Origin of the sequence: Kiloniella laminariae (genome assembly GCF_027214005.1) — a bacterium.
GTDB lineage: Bacteria > Pseudomonadota > Alphaproteobacteria > Kiloniellales > Kiloniellaceae > Kiloniella > Kiloniella laminariae_A.
Window position 1 is genome coordinate 954,060 of record NZ_JAPWGY010000001.1, and the last position, 25,751, is coordinate 979,810.

Consider the following 25,751-nt stretch of genomic DNA (forward strand, 5'->3'; position numbering starts at 1 on the left):
TAACCAGGGTCTGAACCCTGAAGATGTGATTATGAAGCTCTATCATGAGGGCAAACTTCAACACGCGCCTTTTACTTTAAGGCGGAAATAACAAACCAGAAACAACGGGCTGAAAGCCAAGGTACATCCGGCGAACAGAAGTTGATAAAACACACTGTGAATATAACCGCTGAAATGTTCAGCCATAGAGATGTCATAACTCTGACCGATGATCTCGATCATATTTGGTGGATAGGCACCAGAGAGAAGCCAGAGGGTGAAAATACTCCAGGATAAAACCCAGGTAATCAGCGCGAACAGAAGCCCTCTCTGTTTGACTTTGGAGTTTTTAATTCGGGCCGAGATCCGGTGTATGTATTGCCTGATAGCAGCATCTGCCGCTGATTTGTGCTGAAAGTAAAAGGGTCCCAGAAGTGTGATCGCCAGGGCAAGAAGCAGGAAAAACAATAACCCCAGTGACAGAAAAAAAAGCCAGTATTTCCGATATTCCAGAAATTCCGGCGGTGTTGACCAGCTTGCCATCTGATAAACACTGACAGGGGTCAGGAGCAGGAAGTAAACAAGCAGGCAAAGGGCAAAGAGGGCCGCGAGTGACCAGGAACATAGTCTGTAGATCCAAGGATGCATTTCATAAAACTGTGAGAGTTTTCTAACGATCCAGAGCATTTGATTTCTCGGGCAGGGATGAGTGTATTTAGGGGACGGTTGCTGTTTCTGCTCAACAAGATACCGCTGATCGGGTTGTGGAACAATCCGGTTTGTCTCTTTTAAGTTTGGGAATTTTACCAGTTCGACTTTCAAGGAGCTGGAGGATACCCCGATCTATATCTTCCGCGAGGTTTTCTGCGAGGGCTCGACGCCTTTGGGCCAGTCGCGGAACATTACACCGGTTATCTGGAGATCGATCCGGACAACGGTTTTAACGACAAGGCGCAGATCTGTATCCGCGCCAGTCAACCACAACCAGAAATCATCAGATCACTGATCACCGAAGTCCAGTCGGAGGGATAAATGGGATTCATCAAGAAGTTATTTAATGGCGTGAGTAAGGTTATCGGCGGGGTTGGGGCTGTTGCCGGGTTGGCCGGGCTGGCCGGAATTGGCGGGCTTTCGGCAACGGCGGGTCTTCTCGGGGCCGGATCAAGCCTGTATGGGGGATTTGCCGAGCAGAAAAGAGCCAAAAAACAGGCCAAACTGGCTCGCTGGCAGGCATCGCTGGATGCACAGAATTCCCGGCGCAATACGCAGCGGCTGGCAGGGCAACAACGGGCCAATTTTGCGGCGGCGGGCCTGAAGATAGAAGGCAGCCCGGCCTTGTTAATTGAAGAGACGGAACAGCTGGGGGCCGAGGAAGTCAACAATATCCTCTATGCCGGTGACCAGGAGGCCAAGGCCTATAAACGCGCCGGACGAAATGCTCTGATCGGCGGAACGCTTGGTGCAGGGGCAGGTTTTCTGAAGGGGTTGAGCTAATAGAATAACAACCTATAGGGAAAAATTGTTGGTATTTTATAGCGGCATGGATAGAGTCAGGTTTAGTGATCTGGTTCGTAAGGGATCGTAACAAGATCGCCTTATCTGGTGGTGGTAAGGTCTGGATAACGGAGAAACGGGCAGGGAATGGTTTTAAAATCGTATAGATCTTTAATGATCCTGCCTTTTTTGGTGTTGGCTTTGTTTAACCTGTTCTCGCAGGGGGCTGTAAAAAATGCTGATGCCACAGAGGTAACACGTGCCCCTGTCTATTCGGTTTCAGGAGAGATCATCAATGTTGTAGAACTGGTATCCTTGATTTCCCGGGAAGATCTTGAGGTAACTGACAGCAGTCAGGACAGGGTTATCGAAATATCCGATGATCACATCAATCGCTATTCCTGGAATTTTAGCAGATTTAGAAACGCCTGTGACTTTACTTCTGATTATTATTCCTATGAAAAATATGGACCGTTTCCTGATATTGATGAGGCGTTCCGAAACAGGCATTTACTGTTTGAAATGCGTTTGTGCATTCGGAAAATTTTTCGCTCTACAGAACCCGAAATTCTTTATTCCACCGACCATAGAAAGATGGAAAACGAGATCATTGCCCACGCAAAGTTCTGCGGGTATGACCAGCCATCGGTTTTTGAGCAGTTTGCCAGAGTTTATTCTTATCTCGGGATCGATAATCTGAACCAGATAGATTATTTTGTCTGTAAAAAAGGCTATAGCGGTGTTCAAACAAATATTGAAAGTATTCTTGGCATTCAGGTTCGCAATTACATGTATTACATTGATGTTTTTGGATCACGTGATCTGGCGGACAAGTATCTGAAATTCGAGCGCAAGGTATATGATAACTTCGATCGGGAAATAGAAGAGTATTTAAAGACACCTGAAGGGCAGGCTCAGGCAATAGAGATCGAGTGGCTGAATGAGTTCTCTATGTTTCATGAAGAAATGAACCGACGCTGGCAGGCGACTGAAAGGCATTATACCAACGACCTGTGATGATCTCTTTTGAGAAACAATAGTTTTTGATCAGTACTGCGTCTCATCACTGAATCCACTTGGCAGGTTTAAGAGCCTGCCCGAAAGTAGTTGAGTGATTACAGTGACTTGTGATTCTATTGGTTTGCGACAACAAATGGAGATCACAATGGTTTGGACCGCAACCACTCGGCGCGATTATGATCGGCCTCCTTGCCGTTATGCAAGTGATTTAACTGATCGGGAATGGGATTTGATAAATGGCTTCATGCCGTTGCCCCTCTTTCAGGGTCGCCCTCGGACAACGGATTTACGTGAGGTGATGAATGGTATTCTTTATATTGCAACAACGGGCTGCCAATGGCGGATGCTGCCGAAAGATTTCCCTCCCCGCTCGACGGTTCAACGCTATTTCTACCACTGGCGGGATTGTGAGCTCCTGAAAACGATCAACAATCACCTGGTCATGTGGAGCCGCGATCTTGAGGGCAGGGAGGCCCAGCCCGACAGCAGGGATCATTGACAGCCAAAGCGTCAAGACCACAGAAAACGGCGGACTTCGGGGCTATGATGCAGGAAAGAAAATCAAAGGCAGAAAACGTCATATTGTCACGGATACCTTGGGGCTGCTGATCGGAAGTATCGTTCACCCCCACTGATATCCAGGATCGGGACGGGGTATCGGATGTTTTGAATTCCATTCGCCGAAGCCATCCGTGGCTGCGACATCTTTTTGCCGATGTCGGATATGCAGGACCCAAACTCCGCAAAGCCCTGGATAAAATCGGTGACTGGAAAGTTGAAATCGTGAAGCGTTCTGACAGGGCGGAAGGATTTGAAATCCTGCCCCGACGATGGGTGGTCGAACGGACATTCGCATGGCTCAATCTCTGCCGTCGATTGGCAAAGGACTGGGAAAAATCCATCCCGTCCGCTGAAACATGGGTACTCGTATCATCCATCAGAATGATGACGAGAAGGCTGGCAAGGTATTATTATAAAACATAAAATTTCGAGTCAGGCTCTAAGGAGGGGGTATGAATAAAGTAAAAGGTATAATCGAAAGTTCAGGGGTTGCTGTTTTTAACTATGGTTCAAGACATGCGCTTCGGATGAATTTTTCTGTGCGTGGCCCAAGTGCAGTTGCAGGATATACCCCCCCAGGTGTTGCTTTCGTCTCGTATTTTGATCCAGTCACTCAGAAGAATGTAACTTCATCCTTTCCAATTGGTGGGGTTAGAGAAACAAATATTTCAATTGTTACTGGTTCGCACAATGGCGATTTAGTAATGGATCAAGTAAAAATTACTGTTGTCGATAATTTTGATCATCCTCTGCCTGCAACTATTGAATCTAACAAATTTAATAAACTCATACGAAACCTTCTAGGTACGGTCAATGCTGTCGATGACGGTGTTTCAGGTGTTTATGGGACAGCTGGCTATTATGTAATCCAGACATCGTCAACTCCGTTATTCGAAGAATATCCTGAAGAACCATTATCAACTATAATAAAGGAGTTTCATGAGAGCGGTAGAAGTGCTGAGAGTGAACTTGAAACCCGTGAGAGGAAAGGTTCTGACGAGTTTCTTTTCATTGATCCGAATTTCTATAAACATAATTCAAATATAGATAATGTTGAAAATAAGGAGTCGGATAATTTTCAAGTGGATAAGGGTGGATCTGCTCCGTCTGATCCAAAGGAGGATAGAAGTTTTCGAAACAAGAATAATAAAGGATCAATTTTAATTAAGGAACCAGAAGAGATTTTCGGGAGTGACGCTGACATTCAACGCAATTTAGTATCTGGGATAGAACAGACAAAATTACGAAATGGCCCCAGTTCCTCTGGAGAGGAGGGATTGAGTGATGCCTCGGAAAGTGATGTTGAAAGCCGGTCCGCCGGACTGTTGAACGGCTATGCGCGCAATGCCTTTTTGCACCCTCAAGTTCGCTAGTTCGCCTAACGCATCTTTGGCCCGGTTCAGGTTCGAAACCAGCAAATCATAACCTCTTGTCAGATGATGCTGTTCAAAGGCTCAGGCGGAATTGCCGAGCCTGTTTTTTGTTCCAAGCTCTGCCGTCCGGTTTTTCTATTCAGCCAACTTCCCAAACGCGTCAAATCCAAGGTAGTCCAGATGCCCAATATTCCCGATAGCCGTGCCCCAGCGCGCATGAGTTTTTCTTTACCCGACGAAAATATTGATGCGGTGACAAAAGGGGGAGCCTTGTTGTCTGATTATCTGGCAAACGAAGAGGTCCAGATGAAAATCAGGAAGCTGTTTCTTGGTGAGCCGGAAGAGGTCATTGATAGCGATAAAAAACAGCAAAGTAATCTGGTACTCGCGCAGGAAGAAAAAAGACAGGCGCGGCAATGGCAAAGACAGGAACAGGCCAAATTGGCCGGGCCGTCGCATCATGCCAAAATGCCACTGCTTTTGAACGGGCGTGTCGCCAATTCGATGATGCAATCCAGCAGACGGGATAAATAAATTCGATTATCTTGCTGAAAAATATGATGTTTCCAAGGCCCGCGCGTAACTGCCGGGCCTGTTTTTTTGCCCAGAGCCCTGTTGCTCGCTTATCTCAAGGTCGTCAAAATGCCAAATATTCCTGATAGCCGTGCGCCAGCGAGCGTTCGGATCACTCTGCCTGATGAAAATATTGATGCTGTTACCAAAGGGGTTTCTTCCCTGTCCTCTGCCTTGGCGGATCGCTCCAGGCGGTCGTCTGAGGAAGGGGCAGCGAATAAATCGGCGGTATCAGATAGCGAAGACGACGAGAGTTTTGTTGAAGGCCTGAAATCGGATGTCAGCGAACTGTCAGGGTATCTGCAGGAAAAGCTGCGCGATGTGGATCTCTATGAAGAGTTGTCTGAGTTTACCTCTGGTCTTTTCCAGAGCTTTCGGGAACAGTTTGATTTTACAGAAAAATCCGCTGAAGAGATCTATCGGGACGCGGGTCGCGCCTTTGGTGAAAAAAAGCAGGAGATCCTGGCGCGGCAGAAGTTTGATAACCCGGCTGCGGCATCTGTTTTCAACCGGAAGCTTGACGAGAAAATCGGCTATGACCTTCAGGCTGTGCCGACTTTTCATCAGCAGGCGCTGGTTGAACAAAGCAGGGGGAAACTCGATCAATATGTTGAAAAGTACGTTGCGGCTGTAGCAGAAAATCCCGATACCCTGACAGACGCAATTGTCGTGATTGATAATGCCATCAATGAACTGTCATCTGCTTTTGGGCATAACGCTGCCGTTAAGCGGTCGATTGATGCGCGCACAAAAGTTCTGAAATCAGGTTTTGAGAGCTATGCCCGGCAGGGGAACTATGCTGCCTTGCAAACCCTGCTGGACGGGATTGATCCGCGCACAAAGGCGCAGATCAATATCGATCGTTATGTGACGCCTGGGGACAAAGCGCATTTCCAGAGCCTGGTCAACAAGGGTAACTTGCGCAGTGGTGCTGTCAGGTTTCTGGAGGATATGGCCGCTGGTGGTTTGTCGCCTCAGGAACAGCTAAAGCAGATTGGCGAGATATCAGATCAGTCACACCGCGAAGAGGTGCTGGCGCTTTATGGCAGTCAACATCGGGCAAAAACCAAGGCAAAAACACGGGCACTCAGGGGCAAGCGCTATAACGATTGGGAAGAGCTTTTGGTACGGGGAGAACAAGCAAGCGCTACTGATATTCCGCTCGACAGTGATCTGACAACACGGCGGGAAATGGAGCGGTTTCTTGCTGGAAGTCAACGGAACAGTCCTGATGCTCTAAAACAAAACAGGTATGTCCGCTATGAGATTTTACGATTTTCCCAGGAAGACCCGGCAGCGTTTCGGGAAGCTGATCTGTCAGAATTTTTCAGCAGCCTGACACCGGAACAGATTATCTGGGTAAGAGAACTGCAGGAGACCGAGCTTGACCCGCTTAAAGGGGCTGAATTCAGGCTGGATGATAAATTTGCCCTTAATGCCTGGAAAAAGGCAACCGGGAAGAGCGGTCGGGATGAGGACCAAGAACAGGAATTTTCCGATTTCCGGATCAGGTACATCGAACGGGTAGCCGATTTTGAAATTCTGGAACAGCGAAAAGCAACAGGTTTTGAAAAAGAAGCCATTATCAGGGAAATGGAAGAAAACGGCGAGGTGACCGGGGATGCGCTTGGCAAGGAGCGCAGCGGGTCGCTGTCACGTTTTGCCAAGCGGGATGTGTTTGAAGAAGAGCATCTGGTTGTGCCCGATAATCCTGCTTCCTATGCCGGACTGGTTGAGGAGTTTGGAGGGCGGGAAGATATTCTTCCTTATGTGTTTGAAGGAATACTCCGGGATGGACAGGATCCGACCATTGCCAACCTGAGACGGCGTCTGTCTGGTATGAAGGAGCTATTTGCGATCAATGCAGGAACTCTTGCCGAAGCCAGAGAGGTTTTGGCTGAAAGCGGGCAGCCTGTCACCGATGTTGACATCCTTGAATATCAGAGGGAACAGCAAGGCGGCACCCGGATGGAAACCCTTTCGTCCAGCATTGATGCCGTTGGGAGTATGACGGCCGAGATTGGGCAAGAGGATAATTCAGAGAGCGTTTCCAAGCGAAATCAGGATATTGCCAACTCTGCTGTCAAGGGGTACTGGCTAGGTCTGTATGGTCGGCTTCCGAAAGATTGGGACAAGGATCCCGTTGCCCAAGATTGGTCACAAAAGGTGGCGGAAAAAATTCAGGAAGACTACGGATCTGATTACGAGCCTTCACAAGGTGAGATATATACCGTTATTGATGACCTAGCGAAAGAACAGAAAATTCCTGGGTTAAGTTCTATTGTTGGATATAGGCGACCAACTACAGCGTTAGAGATAGAGCTTGAAAAATATTATAATGAGACCAACGTCTTCGGACGATTTCGTGATGGATTGAGTTATGGAAGGAATAATATTGGTCTTGGCTTTGAAGTGTGGTCTGCGTTTGATGCTGTTGAGAGAAAAGTAAGATTAGATAAAGAGCTTCCTGCATTAGAACAGGAATACGAATCTAGATTAAGTGAGCTTAAGAAGAGAGTTAAAAATGGCTCTCTTCATCCTGACGCATTCAAGTTGCAAATTGCTGTGATAGAAAACCCTGTCCTAGTAAACAGAATGTTAGCGGATAAGCATTCAAGACAATTCACCAAGAGCCTAAAAGATGCATCTGAATATCAAGATTTGCTACTCCAAGGTAGAAGAAATCCGGTTTTAAAAGCAATGGAGGACGTTGATTTTGGGGATGAATTTTGGCAATTATTCACTATGGATCCGATGGGAGTTGTTGGGCAATTCCTTTTAGAGAGCACTGTAGAATTTGCGGCTACAACGGGGGTTAGTACTGCTGGAGCTCTCGTGGGACAACCCTTAGCTGGAATTGCTCTTGAAGCCAATATTACTGGGGCTTTAGAATATATGAAAGTGCTGAAGGAAAAATTACTTAAGGCAGGTGCAGACCTTCGTGATCCTGAGAGTGTGCAGAGAATCATGCTTGAAAATAGTGAAGAATTTAAGAGTGATGCAGAAAGAAATGGCATTTTTGCAGGAGTAACAAATATGCTTGGGGGGACGATGGGAGAACTAGTGGTCGCTACTCCAATTATCAAGAAAGCTGCTGAAGGATTAGGTGATCCGCTTGCAGGAAAAATCTTGGAAGGAGTTGTTGGTGGAGGGAGCGCCGAGATTGTTGAATATCCATTGACTGATGCATGGGAAAAGAAAAAACGAAACCAGGTGCAATGATAAGTGTTCAGTGAGCCTGATGAATTGTTGCTCTCCCTTTCACACTTTATAATCGGTTCTGGATAAACAGGTCTTCACCTCTGCTTTGGCGGAGGTTTTTTTATGGGATTTTCTGACATGACGATTTCTGCCACGCCGCGCCGGGCCTCCTATAGCGGGGACGGCTCCACGGTGACCTTTGCCGTGCCGTTCAAGTTTCTCACCGACAGCCATCTCAGGGTGGTGGTCACGGCGGCAAACGGGACCGAGCTTGCCGTGGCCCCGGCGCTGGTGACCGGGGTGGGGGCAGCCAGTGGCGGGTCTGTCAGTCTGGCTGTGGCGCCTGCGGCTGGGGAAACCGTGACCATTCTGGGCAATACGCCGCTGGAACAGCAGACGGATCTGGCGATCAGTGACGGGATGCCCGCCGATGTGATTGAAACCGCTGTGGATCTTCTGACCATCCAGAACCAGGAACAGGCCGACCAGATTGGTCTGGCGATCAAGCTGCCGGTCTCCTATAGCGGGAGCGAATTACAGTTTCCCGCGCCTGTGGCAAACGAGGTGCCCTATTACGACAGTAACGGCAAGCTGGTGACCTCGACCGTCGGGTTCGGGTCTTTGATGGGCACGGTACAGGACCTGATTACCCTGGCGGGAAACACCGGGCAGGCGCATACGCATCCCTTTTCTGTATTGACAGGAACCGAAGAGGTGGTGGTGACAGACCAGAGCAAAACCCTGTCCGTCGGGTTTCCCACCAGCGAAAACGATTACGGCACCCTGACGGCAGGGCAGACCTTGAGCATCGATCTGACCAAGCAACGTCTGACACATGCGGTGAACGGCGGAGCCTTTACCCTGGCAGCGGATGCGACCAACAAAGGCGAGCAGGCCCTGTACTTGACCAACAACGGCTCAGCCGGAGCGGTGACACTTTCCGGCCTGACCCTTGCGCCGGGATCAGGGGCTTTTGATACAACAGTTGGAAATGTCTTCCGCTGTTTTGTCGAGCAAAGCGCCGCCGGGAACTTTATCTGGATCGAGGCAATGCAATGAGTTTTGGTGCCATAAAAACACTGGGCAAGAGGAAGTACAAACCCGACCTGTCCAATTCACTTGCATTGTCTGCAGGCAAGAAACTGACCATCACGCCAACCCAAACAGGCAACCGACGCCAGTTTACGGTTATGATGAATGTGCGGCGGACGAGCTTCGGGACCACGCAATACCTGCTAAACGCAAGCAATCAAAGTCAATGGTACTTTGATACTTCTGACAGGCTTGTCTATAACGGTACGGCGTCGGGCGGCAACTACATCTCGACCCGAAAATTCCGCGACACGGGCTGGATGTTTGTTGGCCTTGCAGTTGATACGGTGGCCCGAACAATCAAGATGGTAGTGAATGATCAGGAGATTGACCAGTGGGATACCGCCACGATACCGACGGCGAACTGGGTAAGTCACTTCAATCTGGCAGGGCAATCCGTGTCAATCGGAGCCTACAACGGTGGTGCCGGAACGCTTGAAGCCAATGTCTCCGACGTGGTGCTGCTCGATGGCGAAGTCCTGACCCCCGCCGAGATGATCGTCTATCGGATGCGGTATATTCCCCATGGCGGGGGGACAATTGCGGCAACCAAGAAATTCACGACCGAGGATATCAAGGCGCGGTTTCTGACCTTCTCCCGCAACAATCCGGGTGGGGCAGAACCGATTATCAATGATGAGGGCAGGTTTATATCCGGGCCTTCCAATGCATGGGTTGGGGCGCATACGGAAGTTCTGCCAAGTACGGGTAAATACCAGGTTGAGTTTACCCTGCTGGGCGATGGGGAGAACCTGGTTATCGGGACATCTCCTGCCAGCAATTCCGGCTTTACAGGGAACACAGTCAACACACTGGGTAGCTTCACAGGTGCCTACATGCGCCTTGCCGGAATACTATCCTACAACAATACAAGTAACGGCGGTTCTTACGCCTATCCTGTATGGGGCGGGACGTCCGGCAATGAAGTCTTTTCCCTGTATCTCGATATGGACAACCGCAAGATGGCGATGGCTGTTGACGGGGTTTTCTTGCCAAATCAGGGCGGTGCAACCGGAACTGGTCTGTACAATATCACATCGGGAGATGTCCGGTTGTTTGCCGAGACGTATGGCTTTACCGGAGCCAAAGTAAACTTCGGACAGAATGACTACGTTTATCCTGTTGCCGGATACGGGCCGCTTCAGTTCCCCGGACAGTCTGATCTCAAGCGCTGCAACATGGTCGAGCACTACGGGACCATTATCTGTGACAATGTGAACGACCGCTGCAATCAGGGTGCTGGGGCCTGGTACGCAGCGCTGTCCAACTTTGTTATGCCAACGGGCAAGTTCTATGCAGAGTTCAAATGTGTCGCCAGTAGCCAGAGCACCCTTGTTGGTGTGACTTCTGATGTCGTCGCAAGCAATATGAGCTTTCCGGGAAACCAGCCGAACTCGGCGGGGATCTACGGGCATTCTGCTGGCTGGACGGATTATGAATTTCCGACGGGCGGCTCCCAGACTTCAAAAGGTATTCCCGGAAGTGTCGCTTCCGGCAGCATCCTGAGTACACAGACTATTCAGGTCGCTGTGGATGTTGCTACTGGCAAGGTCTGGTACGGGGTCAACAACAGCTGGACGGGCAATCCTGCGGCGGGAACGGGAGCGTTGCATACGATTGTTCCGGGGAACATGAAATTTGCCATTGGGCTGCACAACCATTCAGGTATTTACTGGAATTTCGGGGACACTCCCTTTGCCCATACACCGCCAACAGGTTTCGTTGGCCCGGCTAGGGTTGACTTTGATACGCTCAAAGTTGCAGGGGATACAAGGGATCTCGAATACGGCCCTAACGGTTGCCAACTGCTCTTCGAGAATGGAGCCAATCTGGGAGAGGTCTCAGCCGGGAACAAAGTTAACTGGACACCGACCGGGATAACTTCTGCAGATCAAAGCGAAGATGTTCCGGGTGATCCTTACGCGGTTATGAATGCGCTGACTGCAAGCAACACGTCTATGACTTTCACCGAAGCAGGGACAAGGGTTAATTTCAACAGCGCCTATCCCGGCACCGCGATGGGATCTTTGGGGGTAAGTTCCGGGAAATGGTATTGGGAGGTTAAACTCTCCGGTGGGTCTAGCGGGAACGGTCATGCCTGTGGGATTGCTACAGAAGCGTGGGCCAATAAAAACGTTGATCCGGACGGAAACTCTACCCCCTACAGTCATCTTGTAGATAGTCGCGGTCATTATGCGGACAATGGCACCATCACCAATAACTCGACTACTTTCGCACCAGCTGTGACTATCGGTATCCGGCTGGATTGTGACGCCAACACGATATCATATTATAAAGATAATGTGCTTATAGGCACTCGGGCCATCGAGGCGGGTCAGAGGTGGTATCCGTTTCACAAGAATAGTACTTCTGTAGCGTCACTAAGCCAGGTCATAAACCACGGCCAGAAGCCTTTTGTCTACGCACCTCCTACGGGCTTTAAAAAACTCAAAGGCTCGAACCTGCCAACCCCTGAACACCACGGGCGGGACTGGTTTAATGCCCTTCTGCATGTCGGCACAAGTGCAATTAAGGTTCTGTCCGGGGCTGGGTTTGCGCCGGATCTTCTATGGGGAAAGGCGCGGTCATCGGCCTACAGCCACAGGCTTGAGGATAAGGTCAGAGGAGCCGGAAAAGGGCTTTTCTCTAATACAACTTGGGTCGAGGAGACACGGGCGGATAGTGTAACGTCCTTTGGTTCGGACGGTGTGAGCTTTGGGGCCGATGTGGGGTCTGGTTTTAACCAGAACGGGGTTTCTTACGTTGACTGGCTGTTCCGGGCTGGAGGCGCTCTTGTTATCAACAACGACGGCACAATCCCAAGTATGGTTTCTGCGGCGGAGGCAGGGCATTTCTCGATTGCAACGGCCACAGCAACTGGATCAGTGGGAACCTTTGGTCACGGTCTTGAGCATGTCGAGATGGTGATCATCAAATCCAGAAATAACGTGGGAACCACAGGATGGAATGTCTGGCATAAGGATCTGTCCAGCCCGGTTCACTATCTCGGCCTTGAGAGTACATCTGCTCAATCCTCTGGAGGCTCAAATTTCTCCGGGACGTGGGGGAGTTTGATTGGCGGGACGGCCACATTATTTGCCAGTGGCTCAAACCTTGTAGCCTACAATTTCCGATCCATCCCCGGTCTATGCAAAGTTGGGAGCTACACTGGAAATGGTTCTGCAGATGGGCCCTTTGTGGACTGCGGATTTAAGCCCCGGTGGCTGTTGTACAAACGGGTTGATAGTACGTCGCACTGGACGATTCACGATACTGTACGTGATCCAGTAAATCCCGCCCGCGGTATTCTGGAGGCAAGTTCGAGTGCAGCAGAAAGTGTGTTGACAACCCTCGACATAGACCTCTTGTCGAACGGGTTCACAATCAGAACCAGCCACCAGAACCATAACTATAACGGTCACAAATACATCTACCTTGCACTTGCCGAGGAAGCCGGGGGCGGGGATTTGCCCTGGCCTTTGGCGCGCTAAAATCAATTTAAGGAAAGCATCATGTATGTAATCGAAAAAGCCGGAAAGGTTATGATCGGGCCGTCTGGCTGGACGCCGCGTCTGGCTGCTGCTTGTGGTTTGACCGGGAATCTCTCGACACCTAAGGATCTGCCATTTGATCTGGGTGATGGCAAGAGTCTTCGTGCTGTGCGTTTTATCACGGCCACAGTGGGCAAGTATCAGATGCTGGTTGAAGATGCCGGAGCGCTGCTGGACGGGGAGTGGGTGATCACCCGTTCGGCGATGGATATTCCGCTGGAGCAGGCAAAACAGCTGGCTCTGTCGGAGATCAAGAACCGTCGGGATGCCATCGCTGATGAGGGGGATTTTCTCTGGACTCTGGATGATGTGACTTATCGTCTTCAGGGGAAAACGTCTTCGTTGACCCAGATGGAACGCTCTCGCGACCTGCTGCGGGAGATGGTTGCTCGTGGCGTGCCTGCAGAACAGGCGCGACAGCCATGGAGGACGGCGGATAATGCCTGGACCCCGGCCCTAACAGCAGATCAGATCAGCGATATGGCCTTTACCAAGGGGCAGCAAAGTCTGGCCTGCTGGAAGAATTATGCCGTGCTGGAGGCCAGGATCATTGCAAACACCACCGATAATATTGCGAAGCTTTCTGTGCTTAATCTTTTTTCGGGCTGGCCTGAAACAGGGGAGGGCTGATCAATGATTTTCTCAATCTCGATAACCAAGAATTATTTTGCGAAAATGCCGCATTTACAGGTCGTTTTTTCCTGTCCGAGACAAGAGAATTTTCCGGCAGGAGACATGCAGCGGTGATCAATGAAGTTTTCAAACAGATCCCACTGGTGGACAAGGTTGCGGCGCTCCCCGTACTGACGGTCCCAATCTGGCTGCAGTATCTCAATGGAGCTGTGGCTTTGACAGTAGGTCTGGGCACCATTTTGATTGTGGTTTTCAGAGTGCTTTCAGCTTACCAGGACTGGGTTAACAAAAAGACAGGTTCGCATCAGAGTGACCAGTCATGACCCGATTTGTCTGGCTGTGAAAGACAAGAGCCGGATGTGTGATCAGGCAATAAGACCATAGTTCGGCTGGTTAAATAACAAATTTCACGAAACAAAAGGTTATTTTATGGATAGAGTAACGCATGCTGGGTCTTTCACGCCAATGAAGGACACTGGGATAGTAAACTGGTCGCTCTATCCCAATTTTTCTCGCGAAGAGTTTATCTGTCGTTGCGGTTGTGGCCGTGCGGATATGAACCGGGATTTTCTGACAAAGCTACAGAAACTGCGTCTTGTTATCGGGCCTTTAAAAGTCACCAGTGGCTTTCGCTGCCCTGATCACCCGGAAGAACGCAAGAAAAAAGCTCCGGGTGCGCATTCTGCCGGGCTGGCTGCTGATGTTGTGCCGCTGAAAGCTGGCAAATATGAGCTTTTGAAAGCGGCCCTCGATCTGGATTTTGTCGGTATTGGTGTGGCGAAGTCCTTTATCCATCTGGACACAGGACACCCCGCTGCGGGCCGTCCGGCATTATGGAGTTATTGAGTAATGAAACATATGCTTATCGCAGTCGCCTTCGTGGCGGCTTTTTTTGTGCCCGGATTTCTGACCGCGATTATGGGGCCTGCACAGGCCCAGACGCAGGGGCGTTGCCTTACGCAAGACGCCATGACAGCCCGGCTTGCACAGGATTACCACGAACAGCTTGTTTACACCTCGACCTCAACCCGTGGGCATGTGGTCTCGATTTTCCTCTCTCCCGGCGGCGAAACCTACAGCGTGATTTTTACGAAGGTCAACCCAGACGGTATCCGGGTTAGCTGCCTTGTCTTTGCTGGTGAAAACTGGCGCGAACTTCCCTTAGAAAAGGAAACAGAAAATGAAGTTTAAAACCCTCCTGATCGGGCTGGCCCTGATCACGTCTGGTTTACTGCTGGCTGGCTGCACCACGTCAGCCGGAAACAAGCTCACCCCGGAACAGCAGCTACAGCTTACCTGTGACGGCATTTCGTCCACGGTCAAGGTTCTGGCCGGGTACCGCGCCGCAGGTGAACTGTCTGATAGTTCAATCAAGCTGGTCGATGATCTGCGGCCCTCTAGCGTTGCTCTCTGCGACGGTTCGGTCACGGATTACCCGGCTGCACTGATTACCCTGTCTGACACCGCTTTTACCCTGCTGACCATTCGTAAGGAGGCCGCACAATGAACCCCGCAACACTTGCAACCGTAAACGCGCTGGTGGAAATCGGCCTGTTTGCGTTCAAATCCATCCGGGCTGTCCAGAACGGTGACAAAACGCCGGAGGAAATCCGCGCTGAATGGCCTGTTGTTTCGGCAAAGCTTGACGATGCCTGGGCGGCTTGGGATGCAGCCGGAGATAAAACAGGGGAACAGAAGTGAGCAAGGCATTCACCTTCACCCCTGTGATCAACCCGGTCAAGATCCGCAACAGCCGCCCGCCCGGTGGGGTGCTGGTCTGGATTGCGCCGGGTGATCCGGATAATCCCTTTACTGCGGCCTGTGATCACAAGATCACGGGTCCGGTGGGGATGGATATCGTGATGGAGGCGGGCTTTAACTATGACGGGGCTTCGGTGCCGCGTCCGCTCTGGTGGTTTATTCCCCGTGCCGATGCCCGTTTCTTTCGCGCTGCCTCGCTGCACGATCTGCTCTATGCCACAAGGGAAGGCTCCCGCGCTGTGGCTGATGCCATTCTAAAAGCCGTGGCGGAACAGGACCGGATGCCCTGCCTCAAACGCTGGGCGGCGTATCTGGCTGTACGGGCAGGCGGGCAGGGGGCGTGGGAGGATTAAACACCCGGTAGCTTGTCGTTCTTAAAAGCCCGTTAGGATTAATTCTCAACTGTCTTCGGGAAGGGGATGTCAAAATAGTTCAAGCCAGCAGTTGTGTTTGCAACAACACCGCCGACAGTTCCCGAGGGCAAGGCAAAGCCGCTGTAACCACAGTAAACTGCCGGGCGAAAACGACCATAAGGGCGATTGCCTACTGCGTTTGTCCCCACGACATTTGCCGTTCCGATGTACTTGGCAGCCTGGGATGAATAGGTGGTGGCATTAAACCATTCCTGGCCACATTCCTGTTCTTTTTGGGCTCCAACACCCCAGGTGACAATGACAAGATGAGGTTCAAGCTGTTTGAGTTTGTCCAGAGCAGTTGTGTCCGAGGTATAGGCATCGGCACAGACCAGCAAAGCCGTTTTGCCAAAGGGAGTCTGGATGACTGTAATGTCCGAGACTTCTCCCCTACTGTAATTGCAGCCCCCTGTTTCGTTTAAAACTTCCTTAGGGCATTTATCTGCATCAAAGGCATTCTGAAGTACGTTTAGTTTTCTTTGATGCAATACAAGCTGCCCGGTGGGATCAACTAGAATGGCGGAATCGAAGGCATAATGTACCTCATCTTTTGTATTTTTCGGTACAGGCCCCTGTTCTGCGAGACCACTTGCGATCCATATATTTGCGGTTTTTGCCATTTCCTGAAAAGCCTGTGAGGCATTTCCCGGTATGGGAGGCGCTTCGGTAAAAGCACTCGGGTTTAACCAACCCAGGAGAGAAGATTCCGGGAAGATAATAATATTTGCCCCGTTCTGTTTTGCCTTTATGGCAAGCTCCGTCATTTTGGTGAAATTCCCGGCATCAGCTGAATCAATCTGAGCCAGAGCCGCCCGAAAACTTGTTGGGCTGTTTTTGGCTGTTACGTCTTGAAGGGGCTTGGCCTCATCCGCGTGGGAAGGGTGGGTAAATAAGAGCGCGAAAAGGAGGATTGTGCTTTGCAGGCGTAACATTTCTGTTCTCCCTGGTAATGTACTCTTCACCTGAGAAGCCAAGCGAGAGAAAGATTACAAAAAAGCATATCACTTAATGATGGTGAAATAAAATTATTCTATTCCCATGGTTGATTTTGTGAATAGGTCAAGGATGGAATTCAGTATCAAATTTCAACGTAATTTGTTTCCAGATTTCATATTTTTCGGCAGGTAAATCAAAGGGGGTACTGTTTTTTAGTACGCTCTCAATGCATTGAAAATATTGATAGTATCCGGATTTGTCCCTGTCCTCTGCTTCGTCTGTTGATGTAACGGAAAGGACGGTGCCATCCGGAGCCAGGTGAACTGATATATTGAGGGCGGCTATCTGATCGGGTCTCTGGTTTTGACAAAGATCAAGTTGGTTCTTGAGATTAGAAAATTTGCTTTTGAAGCTAGAAATAATATTTTCTTCAACCGCATTGGCTGTAGGAGTAACAGACAGTACAAGGAACGTTAACGGGAATATAACTTTGTTTATTTGTTTAAACTGTCTCACAACTCCACCGCCTTTCCATGGGGCGTGCTGAGATAGGCCTGTCGCCATTGTTCCTTGCGTGAGAGTAGGTCAGGGGTCTGTAAAATTCCCTTGTCGGTAATGATTTTCTCCAGTACCGCGAGCCAGTGATCGTAGTAGGTGTTGCCGAGATCCGGGTCGCCTGCGGCCTGGGCGCGTTTGATTTCGGCGGAGAAGTTTTCGACCCATTCGGCCCAGGTGAAGTGGCCTTGATCACAGAGGCGCACGGCGAGGGCAAAGGCCTGGGCCTGCCAGGGTTCGGCAAAGACGGGGCCGTCTTCATCCCTTGGCAGATCGGGCAGGCCTTTACAGAGTGTAAGGGGGACTTCTTCGCTTTTGGTGGGTTGTCCCAAAACGCTGCCGGGATCTTTATCCATGTTATCTTTCCCCACCTTTTCTTCTATATGCTTGTCCCAAACCTGCCGGGATGCTGATGTTCACTTGAAAAATGCCCTCCACCGAGGGTCAATCGAGGGGCAGGAGGTAATCCTGCCAGAGGTCGACCTGGATGGTGCTGTCGTTGCCTGCGCCCCAGAGATCTGCCCCGGCAAAGGCGACGTTGTAGAGGTGCTGGCCGATGCGGTTGCCTTTGGCGCTTTCATCCGGAAAGACATGGCTGCCGTGATAGTCGGTAATAATGCCCTTTTGACCACGGACATAGCGTGGGACGCGGGTGTGCCCGGCGGGATTGAACAGGATTACGCGGACCCGGTCGCCGATGTTGAACTGGCGCGGGCTGTCGGAGGCAAGATCGGCGGGACCGCCTTTCGCCAATATGCCAGGAACCTGTCCGGGGGTGACGCGACGCTCGCAAAGTTCTTCTGGGGCGTGACCGTTTGATTGGCCGCTGTGCAATTCCTCAGCTGTGACAATGCCGCGTTCCAGCAACAGGGTTTCCAGCCCGGCAAGCCAGGTTTCGTAATAGCTGTTGCTGAGATAGGCGACGGGGTGCTGGCGTTCGCGGGCATGACGCGAGATATCAATGTTCCATTGGCCGAGGAACCCGGCGCAGAGGGTCAGGCCCAGCGCACGCTTTTCCCATTCCGCATGAAAGATCGGTTCGTGTTTTTCCGCTTCGGGATTGATCGGGCCAAGGCCGTGACAGCCGCCGAGATCATGGGCGCCGTTCATGCCTTGCCTCCGGATTTTACCGGAATCTGATCCGGTCGCAAAGCCAGCTCGACCCCGATCATGGAATTGCGGGTGACCAGCTGTTCCAGCCGTTCGGCGTTCCAGCCTGCCGTGCCTTTCGGGCGCAGGGGCAGGACCAGAAAACGCATTTCCGAAGTGGAATCCCAGACCTTTATTTTTGTGCCTTTGGGCAACTCGGTTCCAAACTCTGCCAGCACGCCTTTCGGGTCCGATACTGCCCGTGCCCTGTAGGGCGCTGATTTGTACCAGACCGGGGGCAGACCCAACACGGTCCAGGGGTAACAGGAACAGAGCGTGCAAACCACCATGTTGTGGCGTTCATGTGTGTTTTCGACCACCTTCATATGTTCGCCCTGTCGTCCGATATATCCCATGGATGAAATCGCGGCTGTCGCGTCTTCGAGCAGGTGTTTTTTGAAAGCGGGGTCGCTCCAGGCACGGGCAACCACCTTGGCACCGTTGCGTGGGCCGACTTTGGTTTCATAGGTCTCGACGATGGCATCAATGGCAGCAGGATCAACCAGACCTTTTTCCACCAGCAGGGATTCCAGTGCCTTGACCCGCAAGACGGGATCAGCAGGCGGTTCGGTGTGATCATGATGATGGGCGTGAGAATGGCCTGGTTCGTGCGCATTATCGTTCGAATGATCCTGTCCCATCTGTATCCCTGTTCCTTTTTGTTTTACGGCTTCTGTTCACCGATAGATTGTTTTTATGATGTTGGCCTTTATCGCCGGAATTACAATGCTTCTTTATCGTTGAAGGCTGGTTAGGAGAGATGCTTTATCAGGTTATTTTCTCGTCGGGGCTGACCAGATGAATCATGCCGCCGGGCGCGGCAATCCAGAAAGCACCGAGTTCTTCGGGCAACTGTTCGATTTCATCACAGCGTACAACGCCCTGTTCCTCGAAATATTTTGCGGCGGCAGGGGTGTCCGGGGTGGTCACCTGCAGCCAGAGTTCCGGCTGGGTCATGCCCGGTACCTTGTCGAGCCAGAGCTTGATTGCGCCAAAGTCAATGGTCACACTGGATTTTCCATGGTTGGCAGGCAGACCAAGGGTATCTTCGTAAAAGGCGACCATCTGATCAAAAAGATGTGTCGGTACCTTCATGGCGATGTTGGTACCGGGGGTGAAAAGCGGCTTCGGGGCTGGTTTGGGAAAGGGCATGGCCGGAGTTCCTGATGATAAAGTCGGGGACCTTGGCCAAAATACTAGAGGTTTTTTCACCAGATGGGAACTCGGGATCACTGGTGAAACAGCTGTGGGGCAAATCTTCCGTTAAAGCTGTTGTGCTTCTTCTTTCCGGCGGAAGAGTTCTGTGGAATGATCGCGGTTTATTATTGTGCCAGCCTCAGCAACAGAGATTGAAAACAAGGACAGAATGACGCCAGGATCAGCTTTGGTATCCGGATTTGTTTCCGGTTTTGTGCGTGAACTGCTGCGCGGTCTTGCACAGATCATGTTACAGCCTGCGCCTCTGGTCGGGGCGCTTTTTTTTGCTGGATTTCTGCTTAACTCATCCTTGTTGTCCCTTCTGGCGCTGCTTGGTTGCGGCGTGGCGACGGTTATGGCCAGGATCTGTGGTTGTGATGTAGCGGAACGTCAGGCAGGGCTGTACGGGTTTAACGGGGCGCTGGTTGGATTGACGTTGGGATATTTTTACCAAGCCTCAATTTTGATCTGGGTGCTGGTTATCCTGGGGGGCATGGCTTCAACGCTGGTGATGCGGGAAATGTTGCGCCGTCACCTACGCCCCCTGACCTTTCCCTTTATTCTGGTGAGTTGGCTGATCATGTCCCTGCTTTGGCTGGGTGGCTGGAGTGAAAGCACTGTCGGGATTGAAGTTAACCCGGATCAGATCAGAGTGCTGGATGGTCTGTTGCGGGCTTTTGGTCAGGTGATGTTTCAGGAAAACCTTGTCACCGGAGCGGTGTTTCTCGGCGCCATCATTTTGACAAACCGGGTTGCCGGGTTCTTTGCCCTGCTGGGGGCAGGGCTGTCGGTGGCTGTTGTATCCATAGCCAGCCTGACCGATTTGGGCGAAATCTTTCCGGTGGAGGCAGTTAACCTTGGTCTGTTCGGCTATAACGCGGTTCTCTGCGGGATTGTCTTTGCCGGATGGTCCTTAAAAAATCTTGGCGCGGCCCTGCTGGCGATTGTTTTATCCATCCTGTTTGTCCGGCTGTTTCAACTGGTGGCTTTGCCTGCGCTCACCTTCCCCTTTGTCCTTGCCAGTTGGCTGGTTTTCTGGCTTCAGGCAAAATCAGGGACGTATAAACCGCGCAGAGGAAAAAACTAACAACAGCTTCCGCAGGCCTTGCTGGCCAGCTGATGTTCCAGTGCCTTGGCCGTGGGGGTGGTGGCGAGGCCGCCTTTGCCGGTGCAGCGCAGGTCGGAATGGATCGACTGTCCGACCTTGTGCATGGCGACAATCACTTCATCCAGCGGGATCAGCGGGTCAAATCCGGCCAGTGCCATATTGGCGGCGGAAAGTGCGTTGCCAGCCATCATCACGTTTTTGCCCAGACAGGGCGCTTCGACCCGGTTGGCCACGGGATCACAGATCAGGCCAAAGGTGTTTTGCAAGGCCATTGAGGCAGCGGCGAGACTTTGCTCAAAGCTGCCATCCAGCAAAGTGACCAACGCGGCGGCGGCCATGCCCGATCCTGATCCTGTTTCTGCCTGACAGCCGCCAAGCTCGGCGGAGAAAGTCGCTTTTCCGGCAATAAACACCCCGATCAACCCGGCGGCGAGCATGGCCCGGACCTTTTGGTCTTCGCCCATGTTCAACGCAGTGGCAATGCCCAAACAGGTGCCGGGCAGGGTGCCGCAGGACCCGGCAGTTGGCGCGGCAACGATGACACCCATAGAGCTTTTGACATCCATCAGCGCGGTTACGGCAAGTACTGCATCGTTGTAAAGCCCGAGATCAAGAAAGGCATTGCTGCCGACTTTTTCCTTAAAGGCAGGGGCCTGGGCCGGATACATCCGGTCTTCGTAACGGGTGCCCGCGATCCCCTGGGCGATGGATTTTTCGAGGATCTGGACAATGGTCCGCATTTTTTCAAACACGGTGTCTTCGGAAACATTTCCCCGGGCGCTTTCAAATATCAGCGCCAGTTTCCACAGTGGCAGATCCTTGTCCTTGTTGTAGGCGATCATTTCTTCACTGTCGCGAAAGGGCAGGCTGAGTTGACGCTGGCTGCAAAGGGGCAACACGGGTGCGAGCACCTTGCGGTTGAGGACCTTGATATCTTTTCCGGCGGCAGCGCGCAGGTCGTCGGTGCTGATAAAAGCCTGGCCTTTAACCTGAACCAGATAGTTTTCTCCGGCGGGGTGAACCAGAACAAAATCCACGACGGGGTTCTGTTCCAGCCGGGTTTTGAAATCCGGGGCGCTTTCCAGTTCTTCTGCCGGGCAGAGAAACAGCGTTTCATGGTAATCGCCAAACAGCGAGAGATGAACGCCGTTGAGTGCGATAACCTCAATAATCCCGCCGCCAATCGAAATGGCGAGCAGACAACAGCTTTCGCCGGTTTTTTTGTTACTCAGGGTCAGGCGATAGGTGTTGGCGTGACTGGCCTGATAATCGGTAATGCGGATTTCAACGGCGATACCCTGTTGTTCCAGATGCGCCCCGGCCTCGACCATTCGGTCATCGGTGATGTCCCAGCCCATCAGCCCGGTGAAAAGCCCCATGTCGGATCCCTGGCTTTCATGGGTTGGCTCCAGTGATCCGTTGGGATCGTATTCGATCAGGACCGAGCTGAATTCTCCGTCCATATAGTCGCGTGCGAGCTGGCCAATGCGATAGGCGGCGGCAACGTGAGAGCTTGATGCTCCGCGCATGACCGGACCAATGGCATCGTTGAGGATTGAAGGGAAGTAGCTGTTCATTGGTCCGGGCCTTTCGGGGTAAAGGTCGCTGGTATGTTCTGTTCGCTCAGACTAGCACAGGTTCATTTGATCAGGGGCCAGGTATCGCTCAGGCGATAACCTTCGGGCCAGGGGTCGGTCGGGTCGAGCATGTGCTGATGGGTTCCGGTGATCCAGGCCTGCCCGGACAGGCTGGGGATAATCGCCGCCTTGTCGCCCAGCGAAGTGGTCGAAAGGATTTGCCCGTCAAAGCGCGAGCCAATGATCGAGCGGGCGATATAACGTTCCCCGACGGCCATTTCTCCTTTGGCATGAAGCACGGCCATGCGGGCGGAAACGCAGGTTCCGGTGGGAGAGCGATCAAGTTTTCCGGGCTGGATCACCACGGTGTTTTTCACGGACTTGATGCCGTCTTCGAGGGTCAGGGGCGCATGGATCTGGCAAAAGGAAATATGTTTCCAGTCGGGATTGGTCGGATGGCTGAAGCCGAGCTGCTGATTGGCGGCATTGGTGATGCGAATTCCGGCCTCGGCCAGATCGCGGGCTTCATCCGGGACAATTTCAAAGCCGAGTGCTCTGGCATCGACCATGACAAAACTGTCCCCCCCAAAAGCGGTATCAACTGTCAAGGTACCAAAGCCCTCAACCTCCAGCGGGACCGCCAGTTTCCCGGCAAAAGAAGGCACGTTCTGGACCGTGACCTTTTCGACTTTGCCATTGCGACAACTGGCTATGACCTCGACCAGTCCTCCCGGTGCTTCCAGGGTCAGACGGGTTTCGGGTTCGCTCATCGGCAGGATGCCGGACTCAAGCAAAACGGTGGTGACACAGATGGAATTGGATCCGGACATCGGCGGAGTGTCTTCGGGTTCCATGATGATCCAGCCCATCTGGGCCTTTGGGTTTTTCGGTGGCACCAGCAGATTGACATGGCGAAACACACCGCCACGCGGTTCGTTGAGCATGAAATTGCGCAAGGTCTGGTCGCGGGCAATAAAGCGCGATTGTTCCCAGAGGGTTTCACCGGGGGGCGGGGCGACACCGCCGACGATCACATCCCCGACTTCACCTTCGGCATGGCAGCTGACGACATGAACGGTTTTGGATGATCGCATGGGCAGAACTCCCGCCAAAAATCAGAGAAGAATAACAGGGTAAAGAAGGCGGAACAGCAGGGGAAAACAAATCTGCTGTTCCGCCAGTTTACCGCTACGGCCTAGAGCACAGGCAGCGCAGGGCGACAAGCAATCGCATCCCGAATGATCTTCTCGACCTGTTCACGACGGGCACCAACCAAAGGCAGGCGTGGCGCACGGCAACGGTCGTTGGAGTTCAATTCGATCTGTTCAGCCAGTTTGATGTTCTGAACCAGATAGGTGGATACATCGAGATCGAGCAGCGGACGGAACCAGCGATAGATTTCCAGAGCTTCAGCATTGCGACCAGCCTGCATCAGGCGGTAAATCGCAACGGTTTCTTTCGGGAAAGCCACAACCAGCCCGGCAACCCAGCCAATGGCACCGACGCTGAGAGCTTCGTAACCAAGGTTGTCAACACCGGTGAAGACGTCGTAACGATCACCCAGAAGGTTGATGATCTCGGTCGTGCGGCGGATGTCGTCAGAGCTTTCCTTGACCGCGACAAAGCGTTTGTCATCAGCCAGTTCCAGCATGACCTGTGGGGTAACGTCCACGCGATAGGCCACACGGTTGGAATAGATCATGATCGGCAGATCGGATGCTTCGGCAACCGAACGCAGGGTGGCAACAGTTTCGCGGTGATCGGTGTGATAGATCGGGCTTGGCACAACCATCAGACCATCGGCACCGGCTTTCGCCGCAGCCTGGGCCATAGAACAGGCATCGCGGGTGGCGGCTTCGTTGATGGTCATCAGGGTTGGCTTGTTGCCGGTCGAAGCTTTTGCGGTCTTGAGGACGGCGATTTTCTCTTCTCTGGACAGCATGGAGCCTTCGCCCAGTGAGCCACAGACGATCAGACCGTCGCAACCTGCTTCCATCTGATAGTCAAAGCAACGCGTCATTTCCGCGTGATCAAGGTTGTCGTTGCCATCGAATTTCGTCGTAACGGCGGGGATAACGCCTTTCCACATAGTCTTGTTCCTGTAGTCATAAAGTTATTGTTCGGGGTGTAGGTATTAAAGGGTATTCGGGTATCTCTTGGTTTTTAAACTCTGGCGAACTTCCTAACGCACACTGGCGAGGAATTTCCGGGTATGGGGACTTTGCGGGTCTCCGAAAATCTGTGCCGGAGGGCCGACTTCCTCCATATGTCCTTGATGAAAATATGCTACACGATCAGATACATCGCGGGCAAAGCTCATTTCATGGGTGACACAAATCATGGTCATGCCTTCTTCGGCCAGCAGGCGCATGGTATCAAGCACCTCGCCAACCAGTTCAGGGTCGAGGGCCGAGGTGGCCTCGTCAAACAGCATATATGCTGGCTCCATCGCCAGGGCGCGGGCAATGGCCAGACGCTGTTGCTGGCCACCAGACAGAGCGGAAGGATAAACGTCCAGCTTGTCGCCCAGACCAACATGGCGCAGCTGTTTTTCAGCGATGGTTTTGGCCTCGTCCCGAGACATCTTGCGCACGATCTTCGGGGCCAGAGCCACGTTTTCCAAAGCAGTCAGATGCGGGAAGGAATTCCACTGCTGGAAGACCATGCCCAGTTTCTGGCGCAGCTTGTTGATATCGGTTTTGGCATCGTGCACAGGGATGCCATCCACCATAATCTGTCCCTGCTGGATCGGCTCAAGCCCATTGATGCAATAGAGCAGGGTGGATTTACCGGACCCGGAGGAGCCGATGATACTCAATACTTCGCCCTTGTTCACATTGAGGTCGATACCTTGCAGCACATGGAGCTTGCCGAAGTATTTGTGGAGCTGCTTGATCTCGATCATGAGGTCCAACTTTCTTCCAGCTTTTGGGAATATTTAGAGAGAGGGTAGGAAAGGGCAAAGTAGAATGCCCCGGCACAAGCCAGAATGATAAAGGGTTCCTGCGTCCGGGTAATCAGGATCTGGGAGGCCCGCAACAGTTCCATGTAGCCGAGAACTGAAACCAGCGCACTGTCCTTGATCACACTGAGCGCGACCCCGACCCAGGACGGGAATACGGCGCGCAGACCGATGGGCCAGACCACATAGCGCAGGTCCTGCCAGTAACTCATGCCCAGGGATCTTGCCGCCCGACGCATGGGGATGCCGACTGCTTCAATACCGCCGCGCACCACGTTGGCGACCAGCGCAGCAGTATAGATGCTCAACACCACAGCACCCGCCGCAAAGGGACCTGTATTCCAGCCAATGATCGGAAAGAAATTGTAAAACAGGATCAACTGGATGATCAGCGGCACCGAGCGGAAAATATCAAGGATTGTTCCGATGGTCGTCTGTGCAAGCCATTTGGATGCCTGAAGCGACCAGCCGAAAAAGATGCCAAAGATCGTACCGATGGTGATAGAGACCGCTGAAATCAGTAATGTCCGTCCGGCGGCTTCCCCGAGAAACACCAGGTCATTGACCTGAAATCCACTGAAAAAGGAAATGGGTTCACTCATGGGGCATCTCCTTT

General features: G+C 52.0%; 27 protein-coding genes and 1 pseudogene. 16 read left to right on the forward strand and 12 right to left on the reverse strand.

Going from position 1 to position 25,751, the window contains the following annotated elements; translation table 11 throughout:
- Window positions 1–57: 57 nt before the first annotated feature.
- Window positions 58–666 carry a hypothetical protein gene (locus O4H49_RS04400; protein WP_269422204.1) on the reverse strand — a complete coding sequence of 203 codons (609 nt, stop codon included), beginning with the start codon at window positions 664–666 and terminating at the stop codon, window positions 58–60.
- A 345-nt stretch (window positions 667–1,011) separates the two neighbouring features.
- On the opposite strand from O4H49_RS04400, the gene O4H49_RS04405 reads away from it, so the two are divergent.
- From O4H49_RS04405 to O4H49_RS04475, 15 genes and pseudogenes are all read left to right on the forward strand, one after another.
- Entirely contained in the window at window positions 1,012–1,473 is a 462-nt protein-coding gene (locus O4H49_RS04405; RefSeq protein WP_269422205.1) for a hypothetical protein, read from the forward strand.
- Between the two features lie 174 nt (window positions 1,474–1,647).
- Window positions 1,648–2,490, forward strand: coding sequence for a hypothetical protein (locus O4H49_RS04410; RefSeq protein WP_269422206.1), 843 nt, complete (start codon window positions 1,648–1,650; stop codon window positions 2,488–2,490).
- 148 nt (window positions 2,491–2,638) lie between these two features.
- Window positions 2,639–3,477, forward strand: a pseudogene (locus O4H49_RS04415) (IS5 family transposase).
- A gap of 29 nt (window positions 3,478–3,506) precedes the next feature.
- Entirely contained in the window at window positions 3,507–4,427 is a 921-nt protein-coding gene (locus tag O4H49_RS04420) for a hypothetical protein (RefSeq protein WP_269422207.1), read from the forward strand.
- Window positions 4,428–4,607: 180 nt separating this feature from the next.
- On the forward strand, window positions 4,608–4,961 hold the full coding sequence (locus O4H49_RS04425) for a hypothetical protein (RefSeq protein WP_269422208.1): 354 nt from the start codon (window positions 4,608–4,610) through the stop codon (window positions 4,959–4,961).
- Between the two features lie 360 nt (window positions 4,962–5,321).
- Window positions 5,322–8,222, forward strand: coding sequence for a hypothetical protein (locus O4H49_RS04430; RefSeq protein WP_269422209.1), 2,901 nt, complete (start codon window positions 5,322–5,324; stop codon window positions 8,220–8,222).
- Window positions 8,223–8,324: 102 nt separating this feature from the next.
- A complete protein-coding gene (locus tag O4H49_RS04435) occupies window positions 8,325–9,260 on the forward strand; it encodes a hypothetical protein (RefSeq protein WP_269422210.1) in 936 nt (311 codons plus the stop codon).
- Entirely contained in the window at window positions 9,257–12,784 is a 3,528-nt protein-coding gene (locus tag O4H49_RS04440) for a DUF7483 domain-containing protein (RefSeq protein ID WP_269422211.1), read from the forward strand. Before O4H49_RS04435 ends, O4H49_RS04440 begins: the two co-directional genes overlap by 4 nt.
- Before the next feature lie 21 nt (window positions 12,785–12,805).
- Entirely contained in the window at window positions 12,806–13,474 is a 669-nt protein-coding gene (locus tag O4H49_RS04445) for a hypothetical protein (RefSeq protein WP_269422212.1), read from the forward strand.
- A gap of 113 nt (window positions 13,475–13,587) precedes the next feature.
- Window positions 13,588–13,800 carry a hypothetical protein gene (locus tag O4H49_RS04450; protein ID WP_269422213.1) on the forward strand — a complete coding sequence of 71 codons (213 nt, stop codon included), beginning with the start codon at window positions 13,588–13,590 and terminating at the stop codon, window positions 13,798–13,800.
- A 106-nt stretch (window positions 13,801–13,906) separates the two neighbouring features.
- Window positions 13,907–14,323, forward strand: a complete 417-nt coding sequence (locus O4H49_RS04455) for a D-Ala-D-Ala carboxypeptidase family metallohydrolase (protein WP_269422214.1) — start codon at window positions 13,907–13,909, stop codon at window positions 14,321–14,323.
- A 3-nt stretch (window positions 14,324–14,326) separates the two neighbouring features.
- The gene (locus O4H49_RS04460; RefSeq protein ID WP_269422215.1) at window positions 14,327–14,668 is read left to right on the forward strand and encodes a hypothetical protein; all 342 of its coding nucleotides are present in this window, start codon (window positions 14,327–14,329) and stop codon (window positions 14,666–14,668) included.
- Window positions 14,658–14,984 (forward strand): hypothetical protein, encoded by a 327-nt coding sequence (locus tag O4H49_RS04465; protein WP_269422216.1) that lies wholly within the window; start codon window positions 14,658–14,660, stop codon window positions 14,982–14,984. The genes O4H49_RS04460 and O4H49_RS04465 overlap by 11 nt, the downstream gene beginning before the upstream one ends.
- Window positions 14,981–15,178, forward strand: a complete 198-nt coding sequence (locus O4H49_RS04470; protein WP_269422217.1) for a hypothetical protein — start codon at window positions 14,981–14,983, stop codon at window positions 15,176–15,178. Before O4H49_RS04465 ends, O4H49_RS04470 begins: the two co-directional genes overlap by 4 nt.
- Window positions 15,175–15,591, forward strand: coding sequence for a DUF1353 domain-containing protein (locus O4H49_RS04475; RefSeq protein WP_269422218.1), 417 nt, complete (start codon window positions 15,175–15,177; stop codon window positions 15,589–15,591). Before O4H49_RS04470 ends, O4H49_RS04475 begins: the two co-directional genes overlap by 4 nt.
- A gap of 38 nt (window positions 15,592–15,629) precedes the next feature.
- Here the strand turns inward: O4H49_RS04475 and O4H49_RS04480 are convergent, their stop codons facing one another.
- The 6 genes from O4H49_RS04480 to O4H49_RS04505 all read right to left on the reverse strand — a co-directional run bounded on the left by O4H49_RS04480 (window position 15,630) and on the right by O4H49_RS04505 (window position 19,443).
- Window positions 15,630–16,583, reverse strand: coding sequence for a carbon-nitrogen hydrolase family protein (locus O4H49_RS04480; protein WP_269422219.1), 954 nt, complete (start codon window positions 16,581–16,583; stop codon window positions 15,630–15,632).
- 127 nt (window positions 16,584–16,710) lie between these two features.
- Entirely contained in the window at window positions 16,711–17,151 is a 441-nt protein-coding gene (locus O4H49_RS04485; RefSeq protein ID WP_269422220.1) for a cell envelope integrity protein TolA, read from the reverse strand.
- Window positions 17,100–17,498, reverse strand: a complete 399-nt coding sequence (locus O4H49_RS04490; protein ID WP_269422221.1) for a nitrile hydratase accessory protein — start codon at window positions 17,496–17,498, stop codon at window positions 17,100–17,102. Before O4H49_RS04490 ends, O4H49_RS04485 begins: the two co-directional genes overlap by 52 nt.
- Before the next feature lie 88 nt (window positions 17,499–17,586).
- On the reverse strand, window positions 17,587–18,252 hold the full coding sequence (gene nthB / locus O4H49_RS04495) for a nitrile hydratase subunit beta (protein WP_269422222.1): 666 nt from the start codon (window positions 18,250–18,252) through the stop codon (window positions 17,587–17,589).
- Window positions 18,249–18,932 (reverse strand): nitrile hydratase subunit alpha, encoded by a 684-nt coding sequence (gene nthA / locus O4H49_RS04500; RefSeq protein ID WP_269422223.1) that lies wholly within the window; start codon window positions 18,930–18,932, stop codon window positions 18,249–18,251. Before nthA ends, nthB begins: the two co-directional genes overlap by 4 nt.
- 127 nt (window positions 18,933–19,059) lie before the next feature.
- Window positions 19,060–19,443, reverse strand: coding sequence for a hypothetical protein (locus O4H49_RS04505; protein ID WP_269422224.1), 384 nt, complete (start codon window positions 19,441–19,443; stop codon window positions 19,060–19,062).
- A 214-nt stretch (window positions 19,444–19,657) separates the two neighbouring features.
- Between O4H49_RS04505 and O4H49_RS04510 the strand changes: the two genes are divergently transcribed.
- Window positions 19,658–20,575, forward strand: coding sequence for an urea transporter (locus O4H49_RS04510; protein ID WP_269422225.1), 918 nt, complete (start codon window positions 19,658–19,660; stop codon window positions 20,573–20,575).
- On the opposite strand, the gene O4H49_RS04515 is transcribed toward O4H49_RS04510, so the two are convergent.
- From O4H49_RS04515 to O4H49_RS04535, 5 genes are all read right to left on the reverse strand, one after another.
- Window positions 20,572–22,173 carry an L-serine ammonia-lyase, iron-sulfur-dependent, subunit alpha gene (locus O4H49_RS04515; protein WP_269422226.1) on the reverse strand — a complete coding sequence of 534 codons (1,602 nt, stop codon included), beginning with the start codon at window positions 22,171–22,173 and terminating at the stop codon, window positions 20,572–20,574. The genes O4H49_RS04510 and O4H49_RS04515 overlap by 4 nt on opposite strands.
- 62 nt (window positions 22,174–22,235) lie before the next feature.
- Window positions 22,236–23,267: a trans-3-hydroxy-L-proline dehydratase gene (locus O4H49_RS04520; RefSeq protein WP_269422227.1), complete on the reverse strand. Its 1,032-nt coding sequence runs from the start codon at window positions 23,265–23,267 to the stop codon at window positions 22,236–22,238.
- A 101-nt stretch (window positions 23,268–23,368) separates the two neighbouring features.
- A complete protein-coding gene (locus O4H49_RS04525) occupies window positions 23,369–24,262 on the reverse strand; it encodes a dihydrodipicolinate synthase family protein (RefSeq protein WP_269422228.1) in 894 nt (297 codons plus the stop codon).
- 93 nt (window positions 24,263–24,355) lie between these two features.
- Window positions 24,356–25,078, reverse strand: coding sequence for an amino acid ABC transporter ATP-binding protein (locus tag O4H49_RS04530; RefSeq protein WP_269422229.1), 723 nt, complete (start codon window positions 25,076–25,078; stop codon window positions 24,356–24,358).
- Window positions 25,075–25,737 (reverse strand): amino acid ABC transporter permease, encoded by a 663-nt coding sequence (locus O4H49_RS04535; protein WP_269422230.1) that lies wholly within the window; start codon window positions 25,735–25,737, stop codon window positions 25,075–25,077. Before O4H49_RS04535 ends, O4H49_RS04530 begins: the two co-directional genes overlap by 4 nt.
- Window positions 25,738–25,751 lie beyond the last annotated feature (14 nt).